This window comes from Dickeya fangzhongdai, assembly GCF_002812485.1.
Taxonomy (GTDB): Bacteria; Pseudomonadota; Gammaproteobacteria; order Enterobacterales; family Enterobacteriaceae; genus Dickeya; species Dickeya fangzhongdai.
The window spans coordinates 373,830-395,776 of record NZ_CP025003.1 but is presented as its reverse complement, the minus strand read 5'-3'; the positions used below and the strand labels follow the sequence as shown (position 1 = coordinate 395,776).

Genomic DNA, 21,947 nt, shown 5'->3' with positions numbered 1-21,947 from the left:
GAATCACCCTTTTCTCCTAAGCTTTGCAGAAACAGGCAATACATAGCGAGAAATGAGCATTGCCGGAACACCGGGAGAAGCCGAGAATAAAATCCACATTAATGTACGCCGTTCCACCAGCCATCACGTAATGGCTCGGCCGTGCATGACAAGGAATCCCCATGAATCAAACCATTGAGTTACTCACTCATCATCGCAGCGAGCGCAGCTATCTGGACAAACCGATTCCGGAAGAGGTGCTATCCACCATTATCGAGGCCGCGCGTCTGGCGCCGACGTCGGTGAATTCGCAGCAGGTTTCCATCGTAGTAACCCGTGACCCGGCCCGGCGCGCCCGCATCGCCGAACTGGCGGGAGGACAGCCCTGGATCGCCCAGGCTCCGGTCTTCCTGACACTGGTTCTGGACATGCACAAAACCGCGGCCGGCATTGCCATGAGCGGCAAAGAACAGCACGCCAACGAGAGCGTCGAGAGCATCGTTTCCGGCTCCACCGATGTCGGCATCGCGCTGGGTACTCTGATCACCGCCGCCCACGCCTTTGGCCTCGGTATTGTGCCAATCGGCGGCGTGCGCCGTAATCCACAGGGTATGATCGACCTGCTGGAACTGCCGCCGCTGACATTCCCGGTCGTTGGATTGGCGCTAGGCTATGTAGACCAACCGGCGTACCAGAAACCGCGCCTGCCGCTGAATACGTTCCGCCACGACGAGGTTTACCGCACCGAACCTCTGGCAGCAGCGATCGAACAATATAACAACACCCTGATTAACCACTGGAAGCAAACAGGACGCAGCGATGGCGAAGCCTGGGGCAGCAATACCGCCAGCTACTATCAATACGTCTATTACCCCCATGTCCTGCCTGCGCTGTTACAGCAAGGCTTCAAACTGGACCAGTAACCTTACAAGGGATTTATAACCATGCAGAATTTTACTCTCCATACCCCGACCAAAATCCTGTTCGGCGAAGGGCAAATCGCCAGTCTGGCCGATCAAATCCCGACGGACGCCCGTATCCTGATCACCTACGGCGGCGGCAGCATCAAGAAAAACGGCGTGTTCGACCAGGTGATCAACGCGCTGAAAGGCCATAACGTACTGGAGTTTTCCGGTATTGAACCGAACCCGACCTACGAAACGCTGATGAAGGCGGTTGAGATTGTCCGTAAGGAAAAAATCGACTTCCTGCTGGCCGTGGGCGGCGGTTCAGTGGCGGATGGCACCAAGTTCATCGCCGCGGCGGCACACTACAGCGCAGCAGAAGATCCGTGGCACATCCTGCAAACCTGGGGCGCACAGGTCGAAACCGCCATTCCGCTGGGCGTGGTGCTGACCCTGCCGGCGACGGGCTCCGAATCCAACAGCGGCGCGGTCATCACCCGCAAGAGCAGCGGCGACAAACAGGCGTTCATGAATCCGCTGGTGTGCCCGCGCTTCGCCGTGCTTGACCCGGTAGTCACGTACACCTTGCCTGAGCGCCAGATCGCCAACGGCGTGGTGGATGCCTTTGTCCATACCGTCGAACAGTACCTGACCTACCCGGCTAACGCCAAAGTACAGGACCGCTTCGCCGAAGGGCTGCTGCTGACGCTGGTCGAAGAAGGTCCGCGCGCGTTGCAAGAGCAACAGAACTACGACGTACGCGCCAACGTGATGTGGAGCGCCACCATGGCGCTTAACGGCCTGATCGGCGCCGGCGTGCCGCAAGACTGGTCGACCCACATGCTGGGCCATGAAATCACCGCCATGCATGGGCTGGACCACGCCCAGACGCTGGCTATCGTGCTGCCGGCGATGCTCAATGAGCGCCGCGTCCAGAAACGTGAAAAACTGCTGCAATACGCAGAACGCGTCTGGAACCTGCGCGACGGCACCGAAGACCAGCGCATTGATGCGGCTATCGCCGCCACCCGCGCCTTCTTCGAACAGATGGGCGTACCGACCCGCCTGTCCGACTACCAGTTGGACGGCAGCTCCATTCCGGCGATGGTGGCGAAGCTTGAAGAGCACGGCATGACCGCGCTGGGCGAGCACCACGACATCACGCTGGACATCAGCCGCCGCGTGTACGAAGCCGCCCGCTAACCGCGGCAGGCTGACTTTCGACTACACTTAGGGCATGCCGCCGGGCACCGCCTGATGTGAAAACCGGCATTCAGACGCCGCCGTTCGGGCGGCGTCTTTGTCTCATCGCCACATCACCGCCATAACGTCTGGCTCCCTCAAGCGTCGGGCGTAGAAAGCGCATAACAAGGAGAATGACATGACGATGCAACCTCTGGTTAAACTGGCTGACGGCAATATCATGCCCCAGCTAGGGCTTGGCGTCTGGCAGGCCAGCAACGAACAGGCTGCCGCTGCCGTTACCGAAGCCCTGAACATCGGTTATCGCGCCATCGATACCGCCGCCATTTACAAGAACGAAACGGGTGTTGGCAAAGCATTACAGGAAACCAATATCCCGCGCAGCGATATTTTCATCACCACCAAACTGTGGAACAGCGATCAGGCGCATCCGCGTCAGGCGCTAGAGGAAAGCCTGCGCAAACTGCAGCTGGAGTACGTCGACCTGTATCTGATCCACTGGCCGTTGCCGGAGCAGAACACCTACGTCGAAGCCTGGCGCGGATTGCTTAATCTCAAGGAACAGGGGCTGGCGAAAAGCGTCGGCGTCTGCAATTTCAACCCGCACCACCTGCAGCGCCTGAAAGAAGAAACCGGCGTGATGCCGGTCATCAATCAGATAGAGCTGCACCCGCTGTTCCAGCAGCGCATGCTGCACACCTGGAACACCACCCACCACATTCAGACCGAATCCTGGAGCCCGCTGGCGCAGGGCGGAGAAGGCGTATTCGACCATCCGGTGATTCACGCGCTGGCGAAAAAATACGGCAAGACGCCGGCGCAAATCGTGATCCGCTGGCATCTGGACAGCGGTCTGGTGGTGATCCCCAAATCCGTTACCCCAGCGCGTATTCGGGAAAACTTCGAGGTATTTGACTTCAGGCTGGAGAAAGAAGAGTTAAGCGAGGTGGCGACGCTCGACTGCGGCAAACGGCTGGGACCGGACCCGGATCAGCCGCGCACCGATGCGCCGCGTAAAGACTAGCATTGCCAAGACTAACATCGCGCCCGCGCCTGACGCGCGGGCGACGCTTATCAGGGCTGCGCGACTAAACGCCCATCAGGGCTGAACTACCAATTGAGCCGTGGAGCCGCGATCGGCCATTTCCAGCGTGTGGCTGTAATACAGGAACGGGAACTGCGGCGTGGAGAACTGGCCGAAATACACCAGCAGTTCCACGTCATTTTCCACCCACACCGTGTCTTTCCAGCCACTGTCCTCCGGCGGCGTCAGGCCGCCGTTCACGCTGCGCACCAGAAACATCGCGCCCTGAACGTGGAACGGCTGCGGCTGATCGGCATGCACAATCCAGCGCTCATAGCGCCCGACCTGCGTTTGCACATCCACACGATTCATGTCCCACATGGCACCGTTGATGCCCGGCAGGCTGTCGCCGAGGCGGAATTCTCGCGTCCGGCTGACCGCGCCGTCGATGATATTGTCGGCCAGCAGGCGCATCGGCAGGGTGTTGGTCACCAGCGGCAGCAGGCCGGTGGGCCGCAGGGTCAGAATCGCCGATGACACCAAAATAGTGGAGGGTTCGAACAATCCGCGCAGCCGCTGCATGATGCTGGCGGATTCGCCGGCGGTCAGCGTCGCCTCGTTGCCCTGGGACATATCAACCAGCACTTCGCGGCGCTCGCCGGGCGCCAGCGAAACCTGATTCAACGCCATCGGCGCAGGCAGAAAACCCTGATCGTTGGCGATCAGGTGCAGCGGCCGGCCGTCGCTCATGCGCATCACGTAGCGACGGGCGTTGGAAGCGTTGAGCAGACGCAGACGCACCCAGCCGCGGGAGACTTCCACATACGGGCTCCGCGCGCCGTTCACCAGCAGCGTATCCCCCATAAAACCGCCGCTGCCGGGCGGGTTGTACAGCGGCGCGCCAAAGTTATCCAGCCGTTTGTCCTGAATAATCAGCGGGAAATCATCTACGCCGTAATGATTCGGGATAGGCAGCGACTTGCTGAGGTTGTCTTCCACCAGCCACAGGCCTGCCAGCCCGTTATAGACGTGCGGCGCCATGCGGTTGGGCGTATTGGCGTGATACCAGCAGGTAGCCGCCGCCTGACGAACCGGCAATACCGGCGACCAATCCATATTCGGCTGAATCATGCGGCCGGCGCCGCCCATCAGCGAACCCGGCACCTGCAGGCCGCTGACGGTCATCGACACCGGTTCATTAAGGCGGTTGCTGTAAATCAGCTTGACGTCATCATTGCTGAACACCCGCACCGTCGGGCCGAGATAGCGGCCGTTAAACCCCCATACCGGATTTTTTCGCTCGCCGGAGAAGGACCACTGCGCCTGTTGCATGGTCAGAAAGACCGGCTGCCCGCGGCGGGACTCCAGCAAAGGGGGAACGGGCAGCGGGTTTTGCCCGCCATCGGCTCTGGCCGTCAGCGGCATTGCACCCGCGCACAGCGCAATGCCCGAGGCCTGAAGAAACTGACGCCGACTCAATGACATAATGACTCCGAAAACCTATTCAATCCTTTACTCCATCCCGGGCCGATATTCCGCCCGTAAGGTCACGCCGCGCATCCTCGCGCTGACTTAGCGTTTTTCCGCCGCTTCGCGCTGCGCGACTTCGGCGTCCAGCTGTGCGATTTTCGCCGCCATCAGTTCATGGCAATAAGCGGCCAGTTCGCGGACCTGTTCTTTACCGTAAGCGCTGCAGTCGACCGGCGGCAGCACCTCGACGATCACATGGCCGTTGTTCCAGCGGTTCAGCTTCACTTTTTTATGAGTGGTGGACACGCAGATCGGCACCACCGGCACGCCGGCGGCAATCGCGGCATGAAACGCGCCGGTTTTGAACGGCAGCAGGCCGCGCCCACGGCTGCGGGTGCCTTCCGGAAACATCCACACCGAAATGTTGCGCTCTTTAATATGCTTCACTACCTGCGAGATAGTGCCGTGCGCTTTGGCGCGGTTATCCCGGTCAATCAACAGATTGCCGGTGAGCCAGTACAACGGGCCGAAAAACGGGATCCACACCAGACTCTTCTTGCCCACCGTCACGGTGCCCGGCATCACCACGTTTGCCGCCGTCACCATGTCATAGTTGTTCTGATGATTGGCGATATAGATACAATTACCGTCAAAGTGGGACGCCTGCGGATAACGGATTTCCACCTTGAGGCCAAACACCACCGACAAGCGCCCGAACAGGCGACCGAACCGGGAAACATGGCGGGGATCTTTCGGGGTAAACAAGCAGTAAACCAACCCTGCCAGACAGATCACCACAGAACAGACGATCACCACCAAAAACCGGAGAATGAATAACATAGCAACCTCATTAGCCAACAGCCGCCGCTAGTATAGCGGCTTCGCGATAAAACACACGGCGAACCTTGCCGCAGCAGATCGCATTGTCCACCCCAAAGCGGCTATCGGACGTACAGGGAAAGACGAAAAGGGAATCCCGACGGGAAATGCCATCGGCATCGGCGCCTATCGAAAAAAAAGACGTCCCGTTTACGGCCCGCCGCACACAGCGACGGGCCGCCAGCTTCCACAGGAAGGACTATTCTTCGCTGCTGCCGGCGCTTGCGATACCGGCAGGCGCGTCAACCTCGATGCGATCGACTCGCTGCAGACCGCGCGGCAGTTGCGTGCCTTTGCAGCCCCGGCTGGCCTGATACTTCTGCAGTTCTTCCGGACGCAGCGAGTACTTACGTTTGCCAGCATGCAGCGTGATGGTGGATTGCGGCGCGATCGCCATCAGCCACAAGATCCGATCGTCGCCGCTGGCCAGGTGCGCCGCCGGGATCGAGACGATCTTGTTGCCCTTGCCTTTGGACAGCTCCGGCAGGTCGGACACCGGGAACAGCAACATGCGGCCGGCCGCTGTCACGGTCAGCAGCAGATCATCGTCGCGTTGAAGCTCCAGCGGCGGCAGCACGCGCGCATTGTCCGGCAGGGTCAGCACCGTTTTCCCCACCCGGTTGCGGGCCACCAGATCGGCAAAGGTGCAGATAAAGCCGTAACCGGCGTCGGAAGCCAACAGCAACCGCTGATTGTCCGCCGCCATCAGCACCTGCTCGATGCTGGCGCCCGGCGGCAGCGTCAGCTTACCGGTCAGCGGCTCGCCCTGACCGCGCGCCGACGGCAGCGTGAGCGGATCCAGCGCATAGCTGCGCCCGGTGGAGTCCATGAACACCACCGGCTGGTTGCTCTTGCCGCGGGCGGCGGCACGGTAAGCGTCGCCGGCCTTATAACTCAGGCCGGACGGGTCGATATCGTGCCCCTTAGCGCTGCGCACCCAGCCCATTTCCGACAGCACGATGGTCACCGGTTCGGACGGCGACAGGTCATGCTCGCTCATGGCTTTGGCTTCGACGCGCTCATGCAGCGGCGAACGGCGTTCATCGCCGTAGGCTTTGGCGTCTTCCTGAATCTCTTTCTTCAGTAGGGTGTTCATTTTGCGCTCGGACGCCAGCAGCGCCTGGATCTGATCGCGTTCTTTCGCCAAATCGTCCTGCTCGCCGCGGATCTTCATCTCTTCCAGCTTGGCCAGATGACGCAGTTTCAGTTCCAGGATGGCTTCGGCCTGGGTGTCGCTCAGGCCGAACTTTGCCATCAGCACCGGCTTCGGTTCGTCTTCGTTGCGGATGATATGAATGACTTCATCGATATTCAGGAACGCAATCAGCAAACCTTCCAGAATATGCAGGCGCTTGAGCACCTTATCCAGCCGGAAATTGAGGCGGCGGCGCACGGTGTCGCGGCGGTACGCCAGCCACTCGGTCAGGATTTCCCGCAGCCCTTTCACGCCGGGGCGACCATCCAGACCGATCATATTCATGTTGATGCGGTAGCTTTTTTCCAGATCGGTAGTGGCGAACAGGTGGTTCATCACCTGATCGGCATCAACACGACTGGAATAGGGCATTTGCAATACCAGACGGGTCGGGTTCTCGTGATCGGATTCATCACGCAGATCATCGATCATCGGCAGCTTTTTCGACCGCATCTGGCTGGCAATTTGCTCCAGCACTTTGGCACCGGAGACCTGATGCGGCAGTGCGGTAATGACAACTTCTACCTTCTTCTTATTGTCGTCATCTTTTATCGTTTCTTTTTTCCAGATCGCCCGCATGCGCACCGAGCCGCGGCCGCTTTCGTACATTTTGCGGATTTCGTCGCGCGGGGTGATGATTTCCGCCTCGGTGGGGAAATCCGGCCCCTGCACGTGGCGCAGCAACACGTCCATCGAGGTATCCGGCTCATCGATCAGCGCCATCACCGCCGCCGCCACTTCACGCACGTTATGCGGCGGAATATCGGTGGCCATGCCGACCGCTATACCGGTGGTGCCGTTGAGCAGGATGTTGGGCAGACGGGCAGGCAGCATCTTCGGCTCCTGCAGCGTGCCGTCAAAGTTCGGTACGTAATCCACCGTCCCTTGCCCCAATTCGCCAAGCAGCACTTCGGCATACTTCGACAAACGGGATTCGGTATAACGCATGGCGGCGAACGATTTGGGATCATCCGGCGCACCCCAGTTGCCCTGACCGTCCACCAGCGGGTAGCGGTAGGAGAAGGGTTGCGCCATCAGCACCATCGCCTCGTAGCAGGCGCTGTCGCCGTGCGGGTGGTATTTACCCAGCACGTCGCCCACCGTACGGGCGGACTTCTTGAATTTGGCGCTGGCGCTCAGCCCCAGTTCAGACATCGCGTATACGATACGGCGCTGAACCGGCTTGAGGCCGTCGCCAATAAAAGGTAACGCCCGGTCCATGATGACGTACATGGAGTAGTTGAGATAGGCGTTCTCGGTAAACGTGTGCAGCGCAAGACGCTCTGCGCCGTCATGAGTCATGTCACTCATTGATAATCCTTAAACCGTGGCGTTTTGCCATGTTCAAAAAAACTCGCTTATTTTACGCGATGAGCCACGCGGTGGCAGAAGCTGCCCGGATAGTACCGCAAGTTGTGTCTCTCTTCACTGCATCCCGCTGCCGCGACGCCTTGCTCCGGCTCAAAACCGACGATTATTGACGATTCGGCAACAGTGTTGTGCGCCACGGCACATTTTTCTTCGTTAACTCGACGGATAGACTGGCCTACAGCACATGCCCATTTATGCCACCCGAGGTCATCAGCCATGCATAACGTACTCATCATCAACGCCGGAAAATCCTTCGGTCATTCCAAAGGCGAACTCAACCGAACCCTGACGGATGTCGCCGCCTCTTTCCTGCGCGACAAAGGCCGCCACGTCCGCATCACCACCGTCGATGACGGTTATGACATTGAGCAGGAAGTACAGAATTTCCTGTGGGCCGACGCCGTCATTTACCAGATGCCGGGCTGGTGGATGGGCGCACCCTGGATCCTGAAAAAATACATCGACGACGTGTTCACCGCCGGACATGGCGCCCTGTACGCCAGCGACGGCCGCACCCGCGCGGATGCCAGCAAGAAATACGGTTCCGGCGGACTGCTGCAGGGCAAACACTACCTGCTGTCGCTGACCTGGAACGCGCCGCTCGAAGCCTTTACCGACCCCGATCAGTTCTTCCACGGCGTCGGCGTGGATGGCGTCTACCTGCCGTTCCACAAGGCCAATCAGTTCATCGGCCTGTCGTCGCTGCCTACGTTCATCTGCAACGACGTCATCAAGCAGCCGGACGTGGAACAGGACATCGCCCGCTATCGCGCGCACCTTGATCAGGTTTTCGCCTGATTCCGGCCACGTCGCCTTAATTTACCCTCACCGATTTACCCTCGGCGCAGTATCCGCTTTACGACTAGAGCGGGTGCTGCGCCACTTTTTCGCTCAGGAAATCCAGAAAACTGACAATCCGGCTGGCCAGCGCGGTATTGCGGTAGAACACCGCATTAACCGGCAGGCGCATCTCCAGCGTATCGTCGGTCAGAATCTGCACCAGCCGACCGGCCGCCACATCATCGCGGGTCATGAAATCCGACAGCCTGACAATACCTTCTCCCCGCAACGCCAGTTGACGCAACATTTCACCGTTGGACGCCGCAATCGTCGGCACGATCGGGTAATAATCGCCAAAGGCGCTGCGTAACGGCCAGAGATTGAGCGACTCGGACTGGGTAAACCCCAGCAAGGTGTGGCCGGCCAGCGCCTCCACGCCGAGCGGCGTACCGTGACGGTTCAGGTAAGCGGGGCTTGCCAGAATCCGCAGCCGGGTGGCGCCCAGCGGCCGGGCATGGATGCTGGAATCACGCAGCTCGCCGATACGAATCGCGACATCGGTATGCTGTTCCAGCAAATCGATAATCACGTCATCGGTATTCAGCTCCAGCGAAATACAGGGATAACGACGACGAAACTCCGGGATCAGCGGCACGATTACATGCTGCATGAACGAAGCGGCGGCGTTGATGCGCAACCGCCCGCTGGGCTTCCTGCGACGCAGCGCAATCTGCTCCTCCGCCAGTTCCACCGTCTGCAACACCTCCCGCGCATGTTGCAGGAATATCTGCCCTTCTTCCGACAACGCCAGACGGCGGGTGGTGCGGTGCAACAGCGTCATGCCGAGCTTACTTTCCAGGCGGCCCAGCGCCCGGCTGATCCCGGACGTGGTCTGCCCCAGTTGCGCGGCCGCGGCGGTGACGGACCCGCTGTCCACCACCACTACGAATGCCTGCATCTCTTCCAGCGTAACTTTCATCGTACCCAGGCGTCAGACGTCAAGTTCAGCCTTGTCGCCCTTCTCCTGCAGCCAGTTACGGCGGTCTTCGGCGCGTTTTTTCGCCAGCAGCATGTCCATGGTCGCCAGCGTCTGTTCAATGTCTTGCTCATTAATAGTGAGCTGCACCAGACGGCGGGTATTAGGGTCCAGCGTGGTTTCGCGCAACTGCATCGGGTTCATTTCCCCCAGCCCTTTAAAGCGCTGGACATTGGGCTTGCCTTTCTTGCGTTTGAGCTGTTCCAGAATGCCGGCTTTCTCTTCTTCATCCAGCGCGTAATAAACCTCTTTGCCGAGGTCGATACGGTACAGCGGCGGCATGGCGACGTAGACATGGCCGCCTTGCACCAGCGCACGGAAATGGCGCACGAACAACGCGCACAGCAGCGTGGCGATGTGCAGCCCGTCCGAATCCGCATCCGCCAGAATACAGACCTTGCCGTAACGCAGTTGGCTCAGATCGTCGCTGTCCGGATCGATGCCGATCGCCACCGAAATATCATGCACTTCCTGCGACGCCAGCACTTCGTCGGACGACACTTCCCAGGTGTTGAGGATCTTGCCCTTAAGCGGCATGATCGCCTGGTACTCGCGGTCGCGCGCCTGCTTGGCGGAGCCGCCCGCCGAGTCCCCTTCCACCAGGAACAGTTCGGTCTTGTTCAGATCCTGCGAGGTGCAGTCGGCCAGTTTGCCGGGCAGCGCCGGTCCGCTGGTCAGTTTCTTACGCACTACTTTCTTGGCGGCGCGCATACGACGCTGGGCGCTGGATATCGCCATCTCCGCCAGTTGCTCCGCCGCCTGCACGTTCTGGTTCAGCCACAGACTGAACGCGTCTTTCACCACGCCGGAGACAAACGCCGCCGACTGGCGCGACGACAGTCGCTCTTTGGTCTGGCCAGCGAACTGCGGATCCTGCATCTTCAGCGACAGCACATAGGCGCAGCGCTCCCAGATGTCTTCGGCGCTGAGCTTGACGCCGCGCGGCAGTATATTGCGGAATTCGCAGAACTCGCGCATTGCGTCCAGCAGCCCTTGCCGCAGCCCGTTGACATGGGTGCCGCCCTGTAAAGTCGGAATCAGGTTGACGTAGCTTTCTGTCAGCAGCTCGCCGCCTTCCGGCAGCCACAGCAGCGCCCATTCCACCGCTTCGGTGTCGCCGGGAATGGTGCCGATAAACGGTTTTTCCGGCAGCGTCGGCAGGCCGTTGACCGCTTCGCACAGGTAATCGCTAAGACCGCCCTGATAGCACCAGCGCTGTTCGGTGTCGTTTACGCCGTCTTTGAAGACGATTTCCACCCCCGGACACAGCACCGCTTTAGCTTTCAGCAGATGCGTCAGGGACAACACGGAAAAGCGCGGGCTGTCGAAGAATGACGCATCCGGCCAGAAATGCACCCGGGTGCCGGTGTTGCGGCGCCCGCAGGTGCCGGTCACCGTCAGATCCTGTACTTTGTCGCCGTTTTCAAAAGCGATGTCGTAGACCTGACCGTCGCGGCGCACCGTGACCTCCACCCGGGTGGAGAGCGCGTTGACCACGGAAATCCCCACCCCGTGCAGGCCACCGGAAAACTGGTAGTTTTTGTTGGAGAACTTGCCCCCGGCGTGCAGCCGGCACAGGATCAGCTCGACGGCGGGGACGCCCTCTTCCGGGTGGATATCCACCGGCATCCCGCGCCCGTCGTCAATCACTTCCAGCGACTGATCGGGGTGCAGAATCACATCGATGCGACGGGCGTGACCAGCCAGCGCCTCATCGACGCTGTTATCAATAACCTCTTGTCCCAAATGATTGGGACGGGTGGTATCGGTGTACATCCCCGGACGGCGGCGCACCGGCTCCAGCCCGCTGAGGACTTCAATCGCATCAGCGTTATAACTTGATTGCGTCATGGTTAGAATGAATGTTGTCGTTGTTTGAAAGTCAGACGGTATCCCGCGATTATACGTGGCGCAGGCACAACGCCAAGCGTCGATTATCAGGGTGAAAACGCCGTAAAAGCGCGTTAACCAGCCTGACAGACGGGATACGAGTGATGATGGGCGCCGACCGCTCACCGCGGCCGCGCCGGGATGAGTCAGTCCGCCGTCAATCCGAGGAAATCGATAATCGGCGCAAAGTAATGTTCAAAACCCACAAACGCGTGATTACCGCCGGACTCCACCGTCTGACGGCAAGCGGTGTAATAGGCCACCGCCTGACGATAGTCCAGCACCTCATCCCCGGTTTGCAGCAGACACCACAGCAAATCCGGAGATTCCAGCGGCTCGACCTGCATCACCTTGAGATCGTAAATGTGCCGTGACTCTAACACATATTGCTCGCCGGTGTAGGGGTTCTGCTGATCCCCCAGGAAATCAAGCAGCAGTTCATAAGGCCGCACCGCGGGGTTGACCACCACCGCCGGCAGGCGAAAACGCTGCGACAGCCAGGTGGCGTAATAACCGCCCATCGACGACCCGACCAGACCGAGCGGCCGCCCGGCGCGCTCCATAACCAGTTGCTCCACCCGTTCCGCCGCGTCCGCCGGGTAGGGCGGCAACTGCGGCACCAGCATCTCAATGTGAGGGTGATGCTGCGCCAGCCACTGCTGCAACGCCGTGGCTTTCGCCGACAGAGGCGAGCTGTTGAAACCGTGAAGATAAAGCAGGGTGGGCATCAGTAACCGTCCGAATCCATATCTGGCAGAAATTCATTCCCTTCAAGGCGACACACCCGGGTTTCAACCCCGCCATCCGGCAACAATTCCAGATAGCGCCAGCCGGGCGCGACATTATCAATGGTGAAGCTGGTGCAGTGCGGCTTGAATTGCACGCAGGTCGATGGCGTCGCCAGCAGGCGGCGACCGTTCCAGTCCAGATCCATTTCCTGATGAATATGGCCGCACAATACGGTGCGCACGCGCGGGAAACGGACCAGCAGCGCGTTCAGGCTGTGGGCATTGCGCAGGCTGTGCTGATCCAACCAGGTACAGCCCGACGGCAGCGGATGATGGTGCAGCATCAACAGCGTATGGCGTTCCGGCTGGCTTTGCAGGCTGCGCTCCAGCCACTCCAGTTGGTACTCGCTCAACTCGCCGTGCGGCACGCCGAACACCTGACTGTCCAGCAGAATCACCTGCCAGTGTTCGCCCAGCAACACGTGTTTGGAAGGCGCGATTCCCGATCGGGCCAGCACATCCACCATCGCGGGCTGAAAGTCGTGGTTGCCGGGCAACCAGACGCAAGGCGCCTTGAAGCGGCGGATACCATCGGCGAAACGCGTGTAGGCTTCCTGCGTATGATCCTGCGCCAAATCCCCTGTGGCGGTAATCAGATCGAAATCGCATTGCTGGGCGGCGATGGCGTCCAGCACCGCCTGATAGCTGCGGTAAGTATCAACGCCGAGCAGCGTTCCCCGCTCGCCGGCAAAAAGGTGGGTATCTGTTATTTGTAAAATCCTGATTCTGGCCCCACGCGCCACAGGAAGTGTCAACAGGCTTTCCAAATAGTGTCCTTGGGTCTTTGCAATCTGCCTAACAAATCGATCTATACCCTCAATAATTCGCGTTGCAGCAGGCGACACGCGGGGTGAATGACAAATCGACGTCGCCGACTTGAACGCTGCCGACAGCGACCCCAGAGGAGCCAGACCCGAAAACGAATCGGGTAAACGCGGCCAACGCACCTGCAATCTGAAGTATCACGGGTATATCTAACAAACAGGAACCGACATTGAACCACACGCCAGGCAATATCTTAGCCAATCGGCAAGAAACTGATTAATCTGATGCTTTTCGTCACGTTGATGTAACTTCTTGTTCGGATAATCATAACGTGCCTTAAAGCGGAAGATCTGCTGACTGGAACACACTTCCGCAACCATCGCATCGTAATACAGCCGCACCACCAGCGTCGGCAGGCTCCAGTAACTGACCGACGGCGCAATCTGCTGGATCTCCACCAGCGCGGTATACCGCGTAGACTCCAGAATCGTTAAACGGTAGCTGGCGTTATGGACCTGATAAACCACCGCCGCGCCCACCTCTTCATTACGGGGAAGCAAGCGGCGTAGCTGCGCGAAGTTGATTTCGTTTAGCCGCATCATTTCCGGGAAATCCGGGACATAGCGCTTCATTATCCGTCCACCCAGTCTTTTTTTAATGTCTCATGGTGCAATGCCAACCATTGCAAGGCAATGACAGAGGCGGCGTTGTCAATAATCCCCTGTTCCACCCATTGATAGCTTTGTTCGCGGCTGACCACATGCACGCGGATGTCCTCGTTTTCCTCGGTCAGCCCGTGAATGCCGCTGGCGGCGCCGGCGTCCACCTCGCCGACCCAGATGGCCAGCCGTTCGCTGGTGCCGCCGGGGCTTGCCAGATAGCTGAGCGCCGGACGGCAACGCTTCACCACCAGCCCCGCTTCTTCCTGCGCTTCGCGGCGGGCAACCTCTTCCAGGCTTTCGCCCGGCTCGATCATACCGGCCACCAGTTCGAACAACCACGGCGACGTGCTGGTGTCGTAGGCGGCGATGCGAATCTGTTCGATCAACACCACTTCATCGCGCACCGGGTCATAGGGCAACAACACCACGGCATGGCCGCGTTCCAGAATTTCCCGACTGACTTCGCCGCTCATGCCGCCGTTGAACAGGCGGTGGCGAAAGCGATAGCGCTGCAGCGAAAAAAAACCCTTGTAGAGCGTTTCGCGTGCAATAATTTCTACATCATCTTTGGTAAAAGTACCGGGTTTAGTAAAAGTACCGGGATGCGTATCTGAGGACGCCATAAACTCAACTCCTGTGAACAACACGGCAGGCAAGCCACTTTTGTGTGGCGAAAACGTGGACAGGCGTTCACCGTTTTGTGCAATATTCATCATGCAATCGTGCCAGCCCGATACGGATAATCAGGTGCGGAAAGTCTACCAGCAAGAATGAGGCGTTCCCGGTATTAACGCAATGCCTTTGCGACACCCGGAAACGACGATCCTGCCGGGGCAGCCTCTGGCATGCTGCCGGGCATTGTGCCCAGCCACAAGCCGCCAAGTAAAATAGGCTTTTGGGATAACCGCAAGGAAAAGATGGCACATTCAGCCACCTAATTCGATTGGTCGATTCTGATAGAATCGACAGGTATATCGTCTCCAGATGGCGCAACCAAGAAACTTTGCTGCACAACAAGGAATGCAAATGAAGAAACTGCTCCCACTTCTCATCAGCCTGGGTCTGGGCGGCTTTAGCGCCGTAAGTCAGGCCGAAGACTTGTTACAGGTTTACCAGCAGGCCAAAACGACCAATCCGGATTTACGCAGCGCTGCCGCCAACCGAGACGCGGCTTTTGAGAAAATTAATGAAGCCCGTTCGTCCCTGCTGCCGCAACTGGGTTTGGGCGCGGACTACACCTACAGCAGCGGGTACCGCGACCGCAGAGACATTAACAGCAATGCGACCAGCGCCTCGCTGCAGTTGACCCAGTCCATCTTTAATATGTCGCTGTGGCGCGCTCTGACGCTGCAGGAAAAACAGGCCGGCATTCAGGACGTCAGCTACCAGACATCCCAGCAGACGCTGCTGCTCAATACCGCGACCGCTTATTTCAGCGTGCTGCGCGCTATTGACTCGCTGTCTTACGTCAGTGCCCAGAAACAATCGATTTACCGCGAACTGGACCAGACCACCCAACGTTTCAACGTCGGCCTGGTCGCCATCACCGACGTGCAGAACGCCCGCGCCCAATATGACAGCGTGCTGGCAAGCGAAGTGACCGCGCGCAACAATCTGGACAACGCGATGGAAACCCTGCGCCAGGTGACCGGTCAGTTCTATCCGCAACTGGCGGGACTGAATATCGATCGCTTCAGCCCGCAGAAACCCGACGCGGTGAACGGCCTGCTGAAAGAAGCGGAAAACCGCAACCTCAGCCTGTTGTCGGCCCGTCTGAGCCAGGACCTGGCTCGCGAGCAGATTCGTTCAGCGGAAAGCGGCCACCTGCCGACGCTTAACCTGACCGCGTCCACCGGCGTTACCAACACCGATTACTCCGGTTCTCGCGCGGTAGGCGACAATTTCAACAACACCTATGTGGGCCAGAATCAGGTCGGGCTGAGCTTCTCCCTGCCGATCTACAGCGGCGGCGGCACCTCATCCAGAGTGAAACAGGCGCAACACAGCTTTGTAGCATCCAGCGAAAGCATGGAAAGCGCGCACCGCTCGGTAATTCAGACGCTGCGCTCCGCGCATAACAACATCTCTGCCTCCATCAGCAGCGTTAACGCTTACAAACAGGCGGTGATCTCGGCGCAGAGCTCGTTGGACGCAATGGAAGCCGGCTATCAGGTCGGCACCCGCACCATCGTCGATGTGCTGGACGCCACCACCACGCTGTACAACGCCAAGCAGCAGTTGTCCGGCGCTCGTTATGACTACCTGATCAACCAGTTGAACCTCAAGCAAGCGCTCGGTACGTTGAACGAAGAGGACCTGCGCAACCTGAACGCCATGCTGGGCAAACCGGTATCGACGTCCGCCGCCATCGGCGACGATGCGCCGGCGCCGGCAACCACGCCAACGGCAGCAAAAACCGCCGCCAAGGCCAAGCCCTGATATTTCGCAGGGGAACCCGGACGGGCTCCCCTGCGCTTTTCGTCCGCCGCATTCAGACAGGCTATGCCTTGTACACCGGCGCTTTACAAGCTGTTCACCCTTCTCCTATTCTTAAACCCGTTTTAATACATGTAAATGATGGGCACGATGCCCTTTTGCTCTGGGATCAACTTTGTTCTGGGATCAACAATGAAAAGAACGTCAAACATCAACCACGCGCGTTTTCGCAAGCGCTGGGGTTACCGTATCGCACCGATCGCGCTGGCTGTCGGCGCCGTGTTTGTTCTCTCCGGTTGCGAGAAAACCGACGAAACCGTATCGCTCTACCAAAACGCGGACGACTGTTCCCGCGCCAATCCGGCCATGAAGGACCAGTGCGCCGCCACCTATAACAACGCCTTGAAAGAAGCGGAAAGAACCGCGCCCAAATACGCCACTCGTGAAGAATGCGTGGCGGCCTTCGGCGAAAGTCAGTGTACGCAAAGCTCGGCGACCGGCACTACGTCGGCGACCAACACGACGGCCAGCGCCGCGCCGCAGCAGAGCGGCAGTTTCTGGATGCCGTTGATGGCCGGTTTCATGATGGGCAAACTGATGGGCGGCAACAATTTTGCGCAGCAGCCGGTGTTCAGCCCGCGTACCCCCAATAGCCCGGCTAACGGTAGCTATGTGGACGCCAGCGGCAAAAGCTATGGTTCCGCCACCGGACGCCCCATTACCGTTCCTAAAGACGCGATGACGCCCAAACCGACCTCTAGCGTCGCGCCGTCCAGCATCACCACCACCCGCGGCGGCTTTGGCGATTCGGTTAACAAACTCAACAGTGCGCCTGCCGCCAACATGGCCGGCAATCAGGAAAGAGATCGCTCCGCGACAAGCACGACGGGCAGCACATCCGCCAGCGGCGGCAGCACCCGTCAAACCAGCAATGCGGCCCCGATTCGCCGCTCCTTCGGGGGATAAGGTCACCCGCTATGAAACGTATTGCGATTCACGAACGCCCGACCTGGCAGGAAAAAGCGGCCGAGTATGGTTTTCAGTTTCACACCATGTATGGCGAGCCCTACTGGTGTGAAGACGCCTACTATCAGTTTACGCTGGCGCAAATTGAAGAGCTGGAAGAGACGACCGCCGAGCTGAACCAGATGTGCCTGCAGGTGGTCGATAAGGTGGTCAACAGCGAAGCGCTGCTGACCAAATTCCGCATTCCCCGCCACACCTGGGACTTCGTGCGCAGTTCGTGGCTGTCGCGCCAGCCGGCGCTTTATGCGCGGCTGGATTTGGCTTATGACGGCAAGAGCCCGGCCAGGTTGCTGGAAAACAACGCCGATACCCCGACGTCGTTGTACGAGTCGGCGTTTTTTCAGTGGATCTGGCTGGAAGATCAGGTCAATGCCGGCCGCCTGCCGCAGCACGCGGACCAGTACAACAGCCTGCAGGAAAAGCTGATCGAACGCTTTGAATATCTGCGTACCCATCACGGTTTCGGCAATATGCATTTCACCTGCTGCCGGGATACCGAGGAAGATCGCGGTACGGTGCAATACCTGCAGGATTGCGCGCAGGAAGCCGGCGTTCCGAGCCAGTTCCTGTACATTGATGAAATAGGCCTGGGAGATCGCGGGCAATTCACCGATCTACAGGACAACACCATCGGCAACCTGTTCAAACTCTACCCGTGGGAATTCATGCTGCGCGAGACTTTCTCCACCAAACTGGCGGACGCTGGTGTGCGTTGGCTGGAACCGGGCTGGAAAAGCGTGGTGTCCAACAAGGCGCTCTTGCCAATGCTGTGGCAGATGTTCCCCAACCACCCCAACCTGCTGCCGGCCTATTTCACCGAAGACAACCCGCCGGCAATGAGCGACTACGTGGTCAAGCCGCTGTTTTCCCGCGAAGGCGCCAACATACAGATTTATCAGCAGGGCAAGCAGGTCGCCGCCGTGGACGGCCCCTACGGTGGGGAAGGCTCCATCGTGCAGCAATTCCACCCATTGCCCAGATTCAATGACAGCTACACGCTGATCGGCAGCTGGCTGGTGGGCGATATCCCTTGCGGTATCGGACTGCGGGAAGACCGGGAATTGATTACCCAGGACTTATCCCGCTTCTATCCGCATATCATTCTGGATTAACGCCAACACATCTTGATGCACACATCGTCCTTTCGGGCGATGTGTGTTTTTAGCGGCCATAACGGTCAGGGTATTATCCGACCTGTACCGACATCATGCTGAGCGACCCCATCACAATGCCGTCCGTCGGCGTAGATACCGGTTCCTGACCATCCCAACTGCCGAGTACGTACAACAGCGGCAGGAAATGGTCCGGCGTCGGGTTGGACAGCGCCGCGTCATTGTGTTGCATGAAGTTCACCAACGGGTGCTCCGCCGCGTCGCCCTGCCAGGCCAGATTACTGCGAACAAAATCGTTAAACGACGTCGCCCAGCCATAGGGCGCGCCATCGCCGTTCCACTTGATCATCCGCAGGTTGTGCACCACGTTGCCGCTGGCGACGATCATGATGCCTTCGTCACGCAACGCAGCCAGCTTACGACCCAGCTCATAGTGGTAGGCGGGCGGCTTGGTGCCGTCGACGCTCAGTTGCACCACCGGGATATCCGCCTCTGGATAAACCTTGATCAACACGCCCCAGGTGCCGTGATCCAGCCCCCACTCCTGATGATCCGCATACACCGACACCGGAGCCAGAACGTCCTGCACCCGTTTAGCCACGTCCGGAGCGCCGGGCGCCGGGTACTGGGTATCAAACAACGCCTGCGGGAAGCCGCCGAAATCATGGATGGTACGCGGTTTATCCATCGCGGTAACCGCGGTGCCGCGGGTATACCAGTGTGCGGATACCACTACGATCGCCTTCGGACGCGGCAGGGTTTCTCCCAGTTTACGCCAGGCCAGCGTGTAGTCATTTTCATCCAGCGCATTCATCGGGCTACCGTGGCCCAGAAATAATGCTGGCATCCGGGAAGTGCTCATAGCGATATCCTTAGTAACAGTGAGGGTAACAAGTACCGATGGGGATTACTTTACCTCTACTGTTTCATCGATACAGTCGGATTCCCATGATGATGATTGTCAATAAATTTGACGATAGCCGATCTTATACGCTTAACCGGCCGATAACGGGAGACACGGCAAGTTCGTCAGGAGCGAGAATACGCCGAGGCTTCCTGCATTAACGCCTCATCAGGCCGAACACCGGTATACAGGGCAAATTGCTCCAGTGCCTGCAACGCGATGACCTGAGCACCGTTAATAACCGGTTTATTTAATTTTCTGGCCAGCTGGATTAATGGCGTTTCCACCGGAAAGGCCACAACATCAAAAATATGACTGGCGATGAGCACTTGTTCTTCGGTAAATGCCAGTTGATTTTGTTCTTCCCCGCCAGCCATGCCAACAGGCGTGACATTCACCAGAATATCCGCCTTTATACCTGAAGCATCCCGGCACCACTGAAAACCATATTTATTCGCCAGAGAAAGCCCATTTACTTCATTTCTCGCCAGAATAGTCACCTGACGAAAATCACTATCACGGAATGCTGCCACAACCGCTTTAGCCATACCGCCACTGCCTTTTATCAGCACATGCATGGTTTTATCTTTGAGGTTTTTCTCAATCAGATCTTTAACCGCAATATAATCGGTATTGTACGCGGTCAAATGACCATTCTCATTGACGATGGTATTAACAGAATCTATCGCTTTGGCTGAATCCGACAGCGTATCAATAAAAGGAATGCAACTCTCTTTAAAAGGCATGGATACCGAACAGCCGCGGATTCCCAATGCCCGAACCCCTTTCACCGCATGCTCAATATCATTGGTGGTAAACGCTTTATATATAAAGTCGAGATCAAGCTTTTGATAAAGGTAGTTATGGAATCGTGTACCAATATTACTTGGGCGGCCTGAGAGAGAAATGCAAAGTTTCGTATCTTTATTCAGCATAGTCGGCTCCTCGTGTCATTTGTTTCAATGTATCACCGCAGCCAGCACCCGCAAGTCAATTGATCCCCCATGAATAGACTCGTCTGACACTACACGCATCAAACCGGGACACAAATAACGCACGTCCGGAAGGAAAAACCAGAGAAAATAGAACACACAGGCAATCGTACCTGCCACATCGGGGATAGTCGGGAAGAGACAACCGTTGGTGTGCCTCACTTCGCTGTGAAGTCCCCGAGACACACCAACGTATTGTTTTTGAAAAGAGTGAAGTTGACCGATAAGCCGGGTTCTGTCGTGGACAGCCATTCATCTAGGCCAGCGCTCGCGCACTGGCTCAAGCAGCCTACCCGGGTTCAGTACGGGCCGTACCATGTGAACCCCTATTTGGCCTTGCTCCGGGTGGAGTTTACCGTGCCACGGACTGTTGCCAGCCGCGCGGTGCGCTCTTACCGCACCCTTTCACCCTTACCTGATCCCGCTTACGCAGGCCATCGGCGGTTTGCTCTCTGTTGCACTGGTCGTAGGCTTTCGCCTCCCAGGCGTTACCTGGCACCCTGCCCTATGGAGCCCGGACTTTCCTCCCCTCCGCCCGTCTTCCCCGAAGGGAACGACGACGAAGCGGCGACTGTCTGGTCAACTTCGGCGCGGATAATAGGGCAAATCGGCCGGCTTGTCATCTCGATTATGCGTGACCGTCTTCCTGCTCCAGTCCGTAACGGTAAAGGGCGTTCTTCTTCACGCCATGAATCTCCGCCGTCAGCGCCGCCGCCTTCTTCAGCGGCAGCTCCGCCCGCAACAGTTGCAGCGTACGCAACGCCGCCGCAGACAGCGCCTCTTCGTCGGGCTGGTGACCTTCCACGATCAACACCATCTCGCCTTTGCGGCGGTTTTCATCTTCCTGCACCCACGCCAGCAGTTCCGCCACCGGCGCGCCGTACAGCGACTCCCAGGTTTTGGTCAGCTCACGCGCCAGCACGACGTAACGCTTAGGCCCCCAGACCTCGACCATGTCCTGCAGGCTATCCAGCAGCCGATGGGTTGATTCGTAGAAAATCAGGGTGCGCGGCTCTTCCAGCAGGTCGCGCAGCGTATCCTTACGCGCTTTGGTCTTGGCGGGCAGAAACCCTTCATAGCAAAAGCGATCCGACGGCAAGCCGGCGGCGGACAACGCGGTAATCGCCGCGCACGGCCCCGGCAGCGGCACCACGCGCACTCCGGCTTCACGACAGCGACGCACCAGATGATAGCCGGGATCATTAATCAGCGGCGTGCCGGCATCCGACACCAGCGCAATGCTCATGCCTTGTTGCAACCGCGCCAGCAATTGCTCTGCCTTTTGCTGTTCATTGTGGTCATGGAGTGCGAACAGGCGCGCATTAATCGCGAAATGTTGTAACAATAAACCGGTATGACGGGTATCTTCTGCTGCAATAAGATCAACCTGTTGCAACACCGCCAACGCCCGCTGAGTAATATCCGCCAGATTGCCGATAGGCGTGGGAACAATGTAAAGCGTGGAGGCGGAAATCTGTGCTTGTTGGTCTTGATTCATTGTTTCATCCGGTTTGCCGATTTAATATTGAG

General features: G+C 58.4%; 19 protein-coding genes and 1 other RNA gene. 7 read left to right on the top strand and 13 right to left on the bottom strand.

Going from position 1 to position 21,947, the window contains the following annotated elements; all coding sequences use genetic code 11:
* Positions 1 to 161 precede the first annotated feature (161 nt).
* From CVE23_RS01850 to dkgA, 3 genes are all read left to right on the top strand, one after another.
* Entirely contained in the window at positions 162 to 902 is a 741-nt protein-coding gene (locus CVE23_RS01850) for an NADPH-dependent oxidoreductase (RefSeq protein WP_100848736.1), read from the top strand.
* A 21-nt stretch (positions 903 to 923) separates the two neighbouring features.
* Positions 924 to 2,087, top strand: coding sequence for an alcohol dehydrogenase (yqhD, locus tag CVE23_RS01845; RefSeq protein ID WP_038917596.1), 1,164 nt, complete (start codon positions 924 to 926; stop codon positions 2,085 to 2,087).
* Positions 2,088 to 2,265: 178 nt separating this feature from the next.
* The gene (gene dkgA / locus CVE23_RS01840) at positions 2,266 to 3,111 is read left to right on the top strand and encodes a 2,5-didehydrogluconate reductase DkgA (RefSeq protein ID WP_038917595.1); all 846 of its coding nucleotides are present in this window, start codon (positions 2,266 to 2,268) and stop codon (positions 3,109 to 3,111) included.
* 75 nt (positions 3,112 to 3,186) lie between these two features.
* Here the strand turns inward: dkgA and ftsP are convergent, their stop codons facing one another.
* From ftsP to parC, 3 genes are all read right to left on the bottom strand, one after another.
* Positions 3,187 to 4,596 carry a cell division protein FtsP gene (gene ftsP / locus CVE23_RS01835; protein ID WP_049855170.1) on the bottom strand — a complete coding sequence of 470 codons (1,410 nt, stop codon included), beginning with the start codon at positions 4,594 to 4,596 and terminating at the stop codon, positions 3,187 to 3,189.
* 87 nt (positions 4,597 to 4,683) lie between these two features.
* The gene (locus tag CVE23_RS01830; RefSeq protein ID WP_038917593.1) at positions 4,684 to 5,421 is read right to left on the bottom strand and encodes a 1-acylglycerol-3-phosphate O-acyltransferase; all 738 of its coding nucleotides are present in this window, start codon (positions 5,419 to 5,421) and stop codon (positions 4,684 to 4,686) included.
* Between the two features lie 238 nt (positions 5,422 to 5,659).
* The gene (gene parC, locus CVE23_RS01825) at positions 5,660 to 7,966 is read right to left on the bottom strand and encodes a DNA topoisomerase IV subunit A (RefSeq protein WP_038663060.1); all 2,307 of its coding nucleotides are present in this window, start codon (positions 7,964 to 7,966) and stop codon (positions 5,660 to 5,662) included.
* A 276-nt stretch (positions 7,967 to 8,242) separates the two neighbouring features.
* On the opposite strand from parC, the gene CVE23_RS01820 reads away from it, so the two are divergent.
* The gene (locus CVE23_RS01820) at positions 8,243 to 8,824 is read left to right on the top strand and encodes an NAD(P)H-dependent oxidoreductase (protein ID WP_038663063.1); all 582 of its coding nucleotides are present in this window, start codon (positions 8,243 to 8,245) and stop codon (positions 8,822 to 8,824) included.
* A 64-nt stretch (positions 8,825 to 8,888) separates the two neighbouring features.
* Here CVE23_RS01820 and CVE23_RS01815 read toward each other — a convergent pair whose 3' ends face one another.
* From CVE23_RS01815 to nudF, 6 genes are all read right to left on the bottom strand, one after another.
* Positions 8,889 to 9,785: a LysR family transcriptional regulator gene (locus tag CVE23_RS01815; RefSeq protein WP_100848735.1), complete on the bottom strand. Its 897-nt coding sequence runs from the start codon at positions 9,783 to 9,785 to the stop codon at positions 8,889 to 8,891.
* 12 nt (positions 9,786 to 9,797) lie between these two features.
* Positions 9,798 to 11,693, bottom strand: a complete 1,896-nt coding sequence (gene parE / locus CVE23_RS01810; protein ID WP_038917588.1) for a DNA topoisomerase IV subunit B — start codon at positions 11,691 to 11,693, stop codon at positions 9,798 to 9,800.
* A gap of 185 nt (positions 11,694 to 11,878) precedes the next feature.
* Positions 11,879 to 12,460: an esterase YqiA gene (yqiA, locus tag CVE23_RS01805; protein WP_038917587.1), complete on the bottom strand. Its 582-nt coding sequence runs from the start codon at positions 12,458 to 12,460 to the stop codon at positions 11,879 to 11,881.
* Complete coding sequence (cpdA, locus tag CVE23_RS01800; protein WP_100848734.1) at positions 12,460 to 13,287, bottom strand: 3',5'-cyclic-AMP phosphodiesterase; 828 nt, start codon at positions 13,285 to 13,287, stop codon at positions 12,460 to 12,462. Before cpdA ends, yqiA begins: the two co-directional genes overlap by 1 nt.
* Before the next feature lie 207 nt (positions 13,288 to 13,494).
* A complete protein-coding gene (locus CVE23_RS01795; RefSeq protein ID WP_188726099.1) occupies positions 13,495 to 13,917 on the bottom strand; it encodes a DUF1249 family protein in 423 nt (140 codons plus the stop codon).
* Positions 13,917 to 14,570 carry an ADP-ribose diphosphatase gene (gene nudF / locus CVE23_RS01790; protein ID WP_100848733.1) on the bottom strand — a complete coding sequence of 218 codons (654 nt, stop codon included), beginning with the start codon at positions 14,568 to 14,570 and terminating at the stop codon, positions 13,917 to 13,919. Before nudF ends, CVE23_RS01795 begins: the two co-directional genes overlap by 1 nt.
* Positions 14,571 to 14,973: 403 nt before the next feature.
* Between nudF and tolC the strand changes: the two genes are divergently transcribed.
* The 3 genes from tolC to CVE23_RS01775 all read left to right on the top strand — a co-directional run bounded on the left by tolC (position 14,974) and on the right by CVE23_RS01775 (position 18,521).
* Positions 14,974 to 16,386: an outer membrane channel protein TolC gene (gene tolC / locus CVE23_RS01785; protein WP_038917584.1), complete on the top strand. Its 1,413-nt coding sequence runs from the start codon at positions 14,974 to 14,976 to the stop codon at positions 16,384 to 16,386.
* Positions 16,387 to 16,575: 189 nt separating this feature from the next.
* Positions 16,576 to 17,349, top strand: a complete 774-nt coding sequence (locus tag CVE23_RS01780; protein ID WP_100848732.1) for a DUF1190 family protein — start codon at positions 16,576 to 16,578, stop codon at positions 17,347 to 17,349.
* Positions 17,350 to 17,360: 11 nt separating this feature from the next.
* Entirely contained in the window at positions 17,361 to 18,521 is a 1,161-nt protein-coding gene (locus CVE23_RS01775) for a glutathionylspermidine synthase family protein (RefSeq protein WP_100848731.1), read from the top strand.
* A 73-nt stretch (positions 18,522 to 18,594) separates the two neighbouring features.
* Here CVE23_RS01775 and ygiD read toward each other — a convergent pair whose 3' ends face one another.
* The 4 genes from ygiD to rsmI form a co-directional block, all read right to left on the bottom strand.
* On the bottom strand, positions 18,595 to 19,383 hold the full coding sequence (gene ygiD / locus CVE23_RS01770; RefSeq protein WP_100848730.1) for a 4,5-DOPA-extradiol-dioxygenase: 789 nt from the start codon (positions 19,381 to 19,383) through the stop codon (positions 18,595 to 18,597).
* A gap of 167 nt (positions 19,384 to 19,550) precedes the next feature.
* Entirely contained in the window at positions 19,551 to 20,360 is an 810-nt protein-coding gene (locus CVE23_RS01765) for a shikimate 5-dehydrogenase (protein ID WP_100848729.1), read from the bottom strand.
* A gap of 265 nt (positions 20,361 to 20,625) precedes the next feature.
* Positions 20,626 to 21,004, bottom strand: an RNA gene (gene rnpB / locus CVE23_RS01760) — RNase P RNA component class A.
* A 41-nt stretch (positions 21,005 to 21,045) separates the two neighbouring features.
* Positions 21,046 to 21,915 carry a 16S rRNA (cytidine(1402)-2'-O)-methyltransferase gene (rsmI, locus tag CVE23_RS01755; protein ID WP_100848728.1) on the bottom strand — a complete coding sequence of 290 codons (870 nt, stop codon included), beginning with the start codon at positions 21,913 to 21,915 and terminating at the stop codon, positions 21,046 to 21,048.
* Between the last annotated feature and the right edge of the window lie 32 nt (positions 21,916 to 21,947).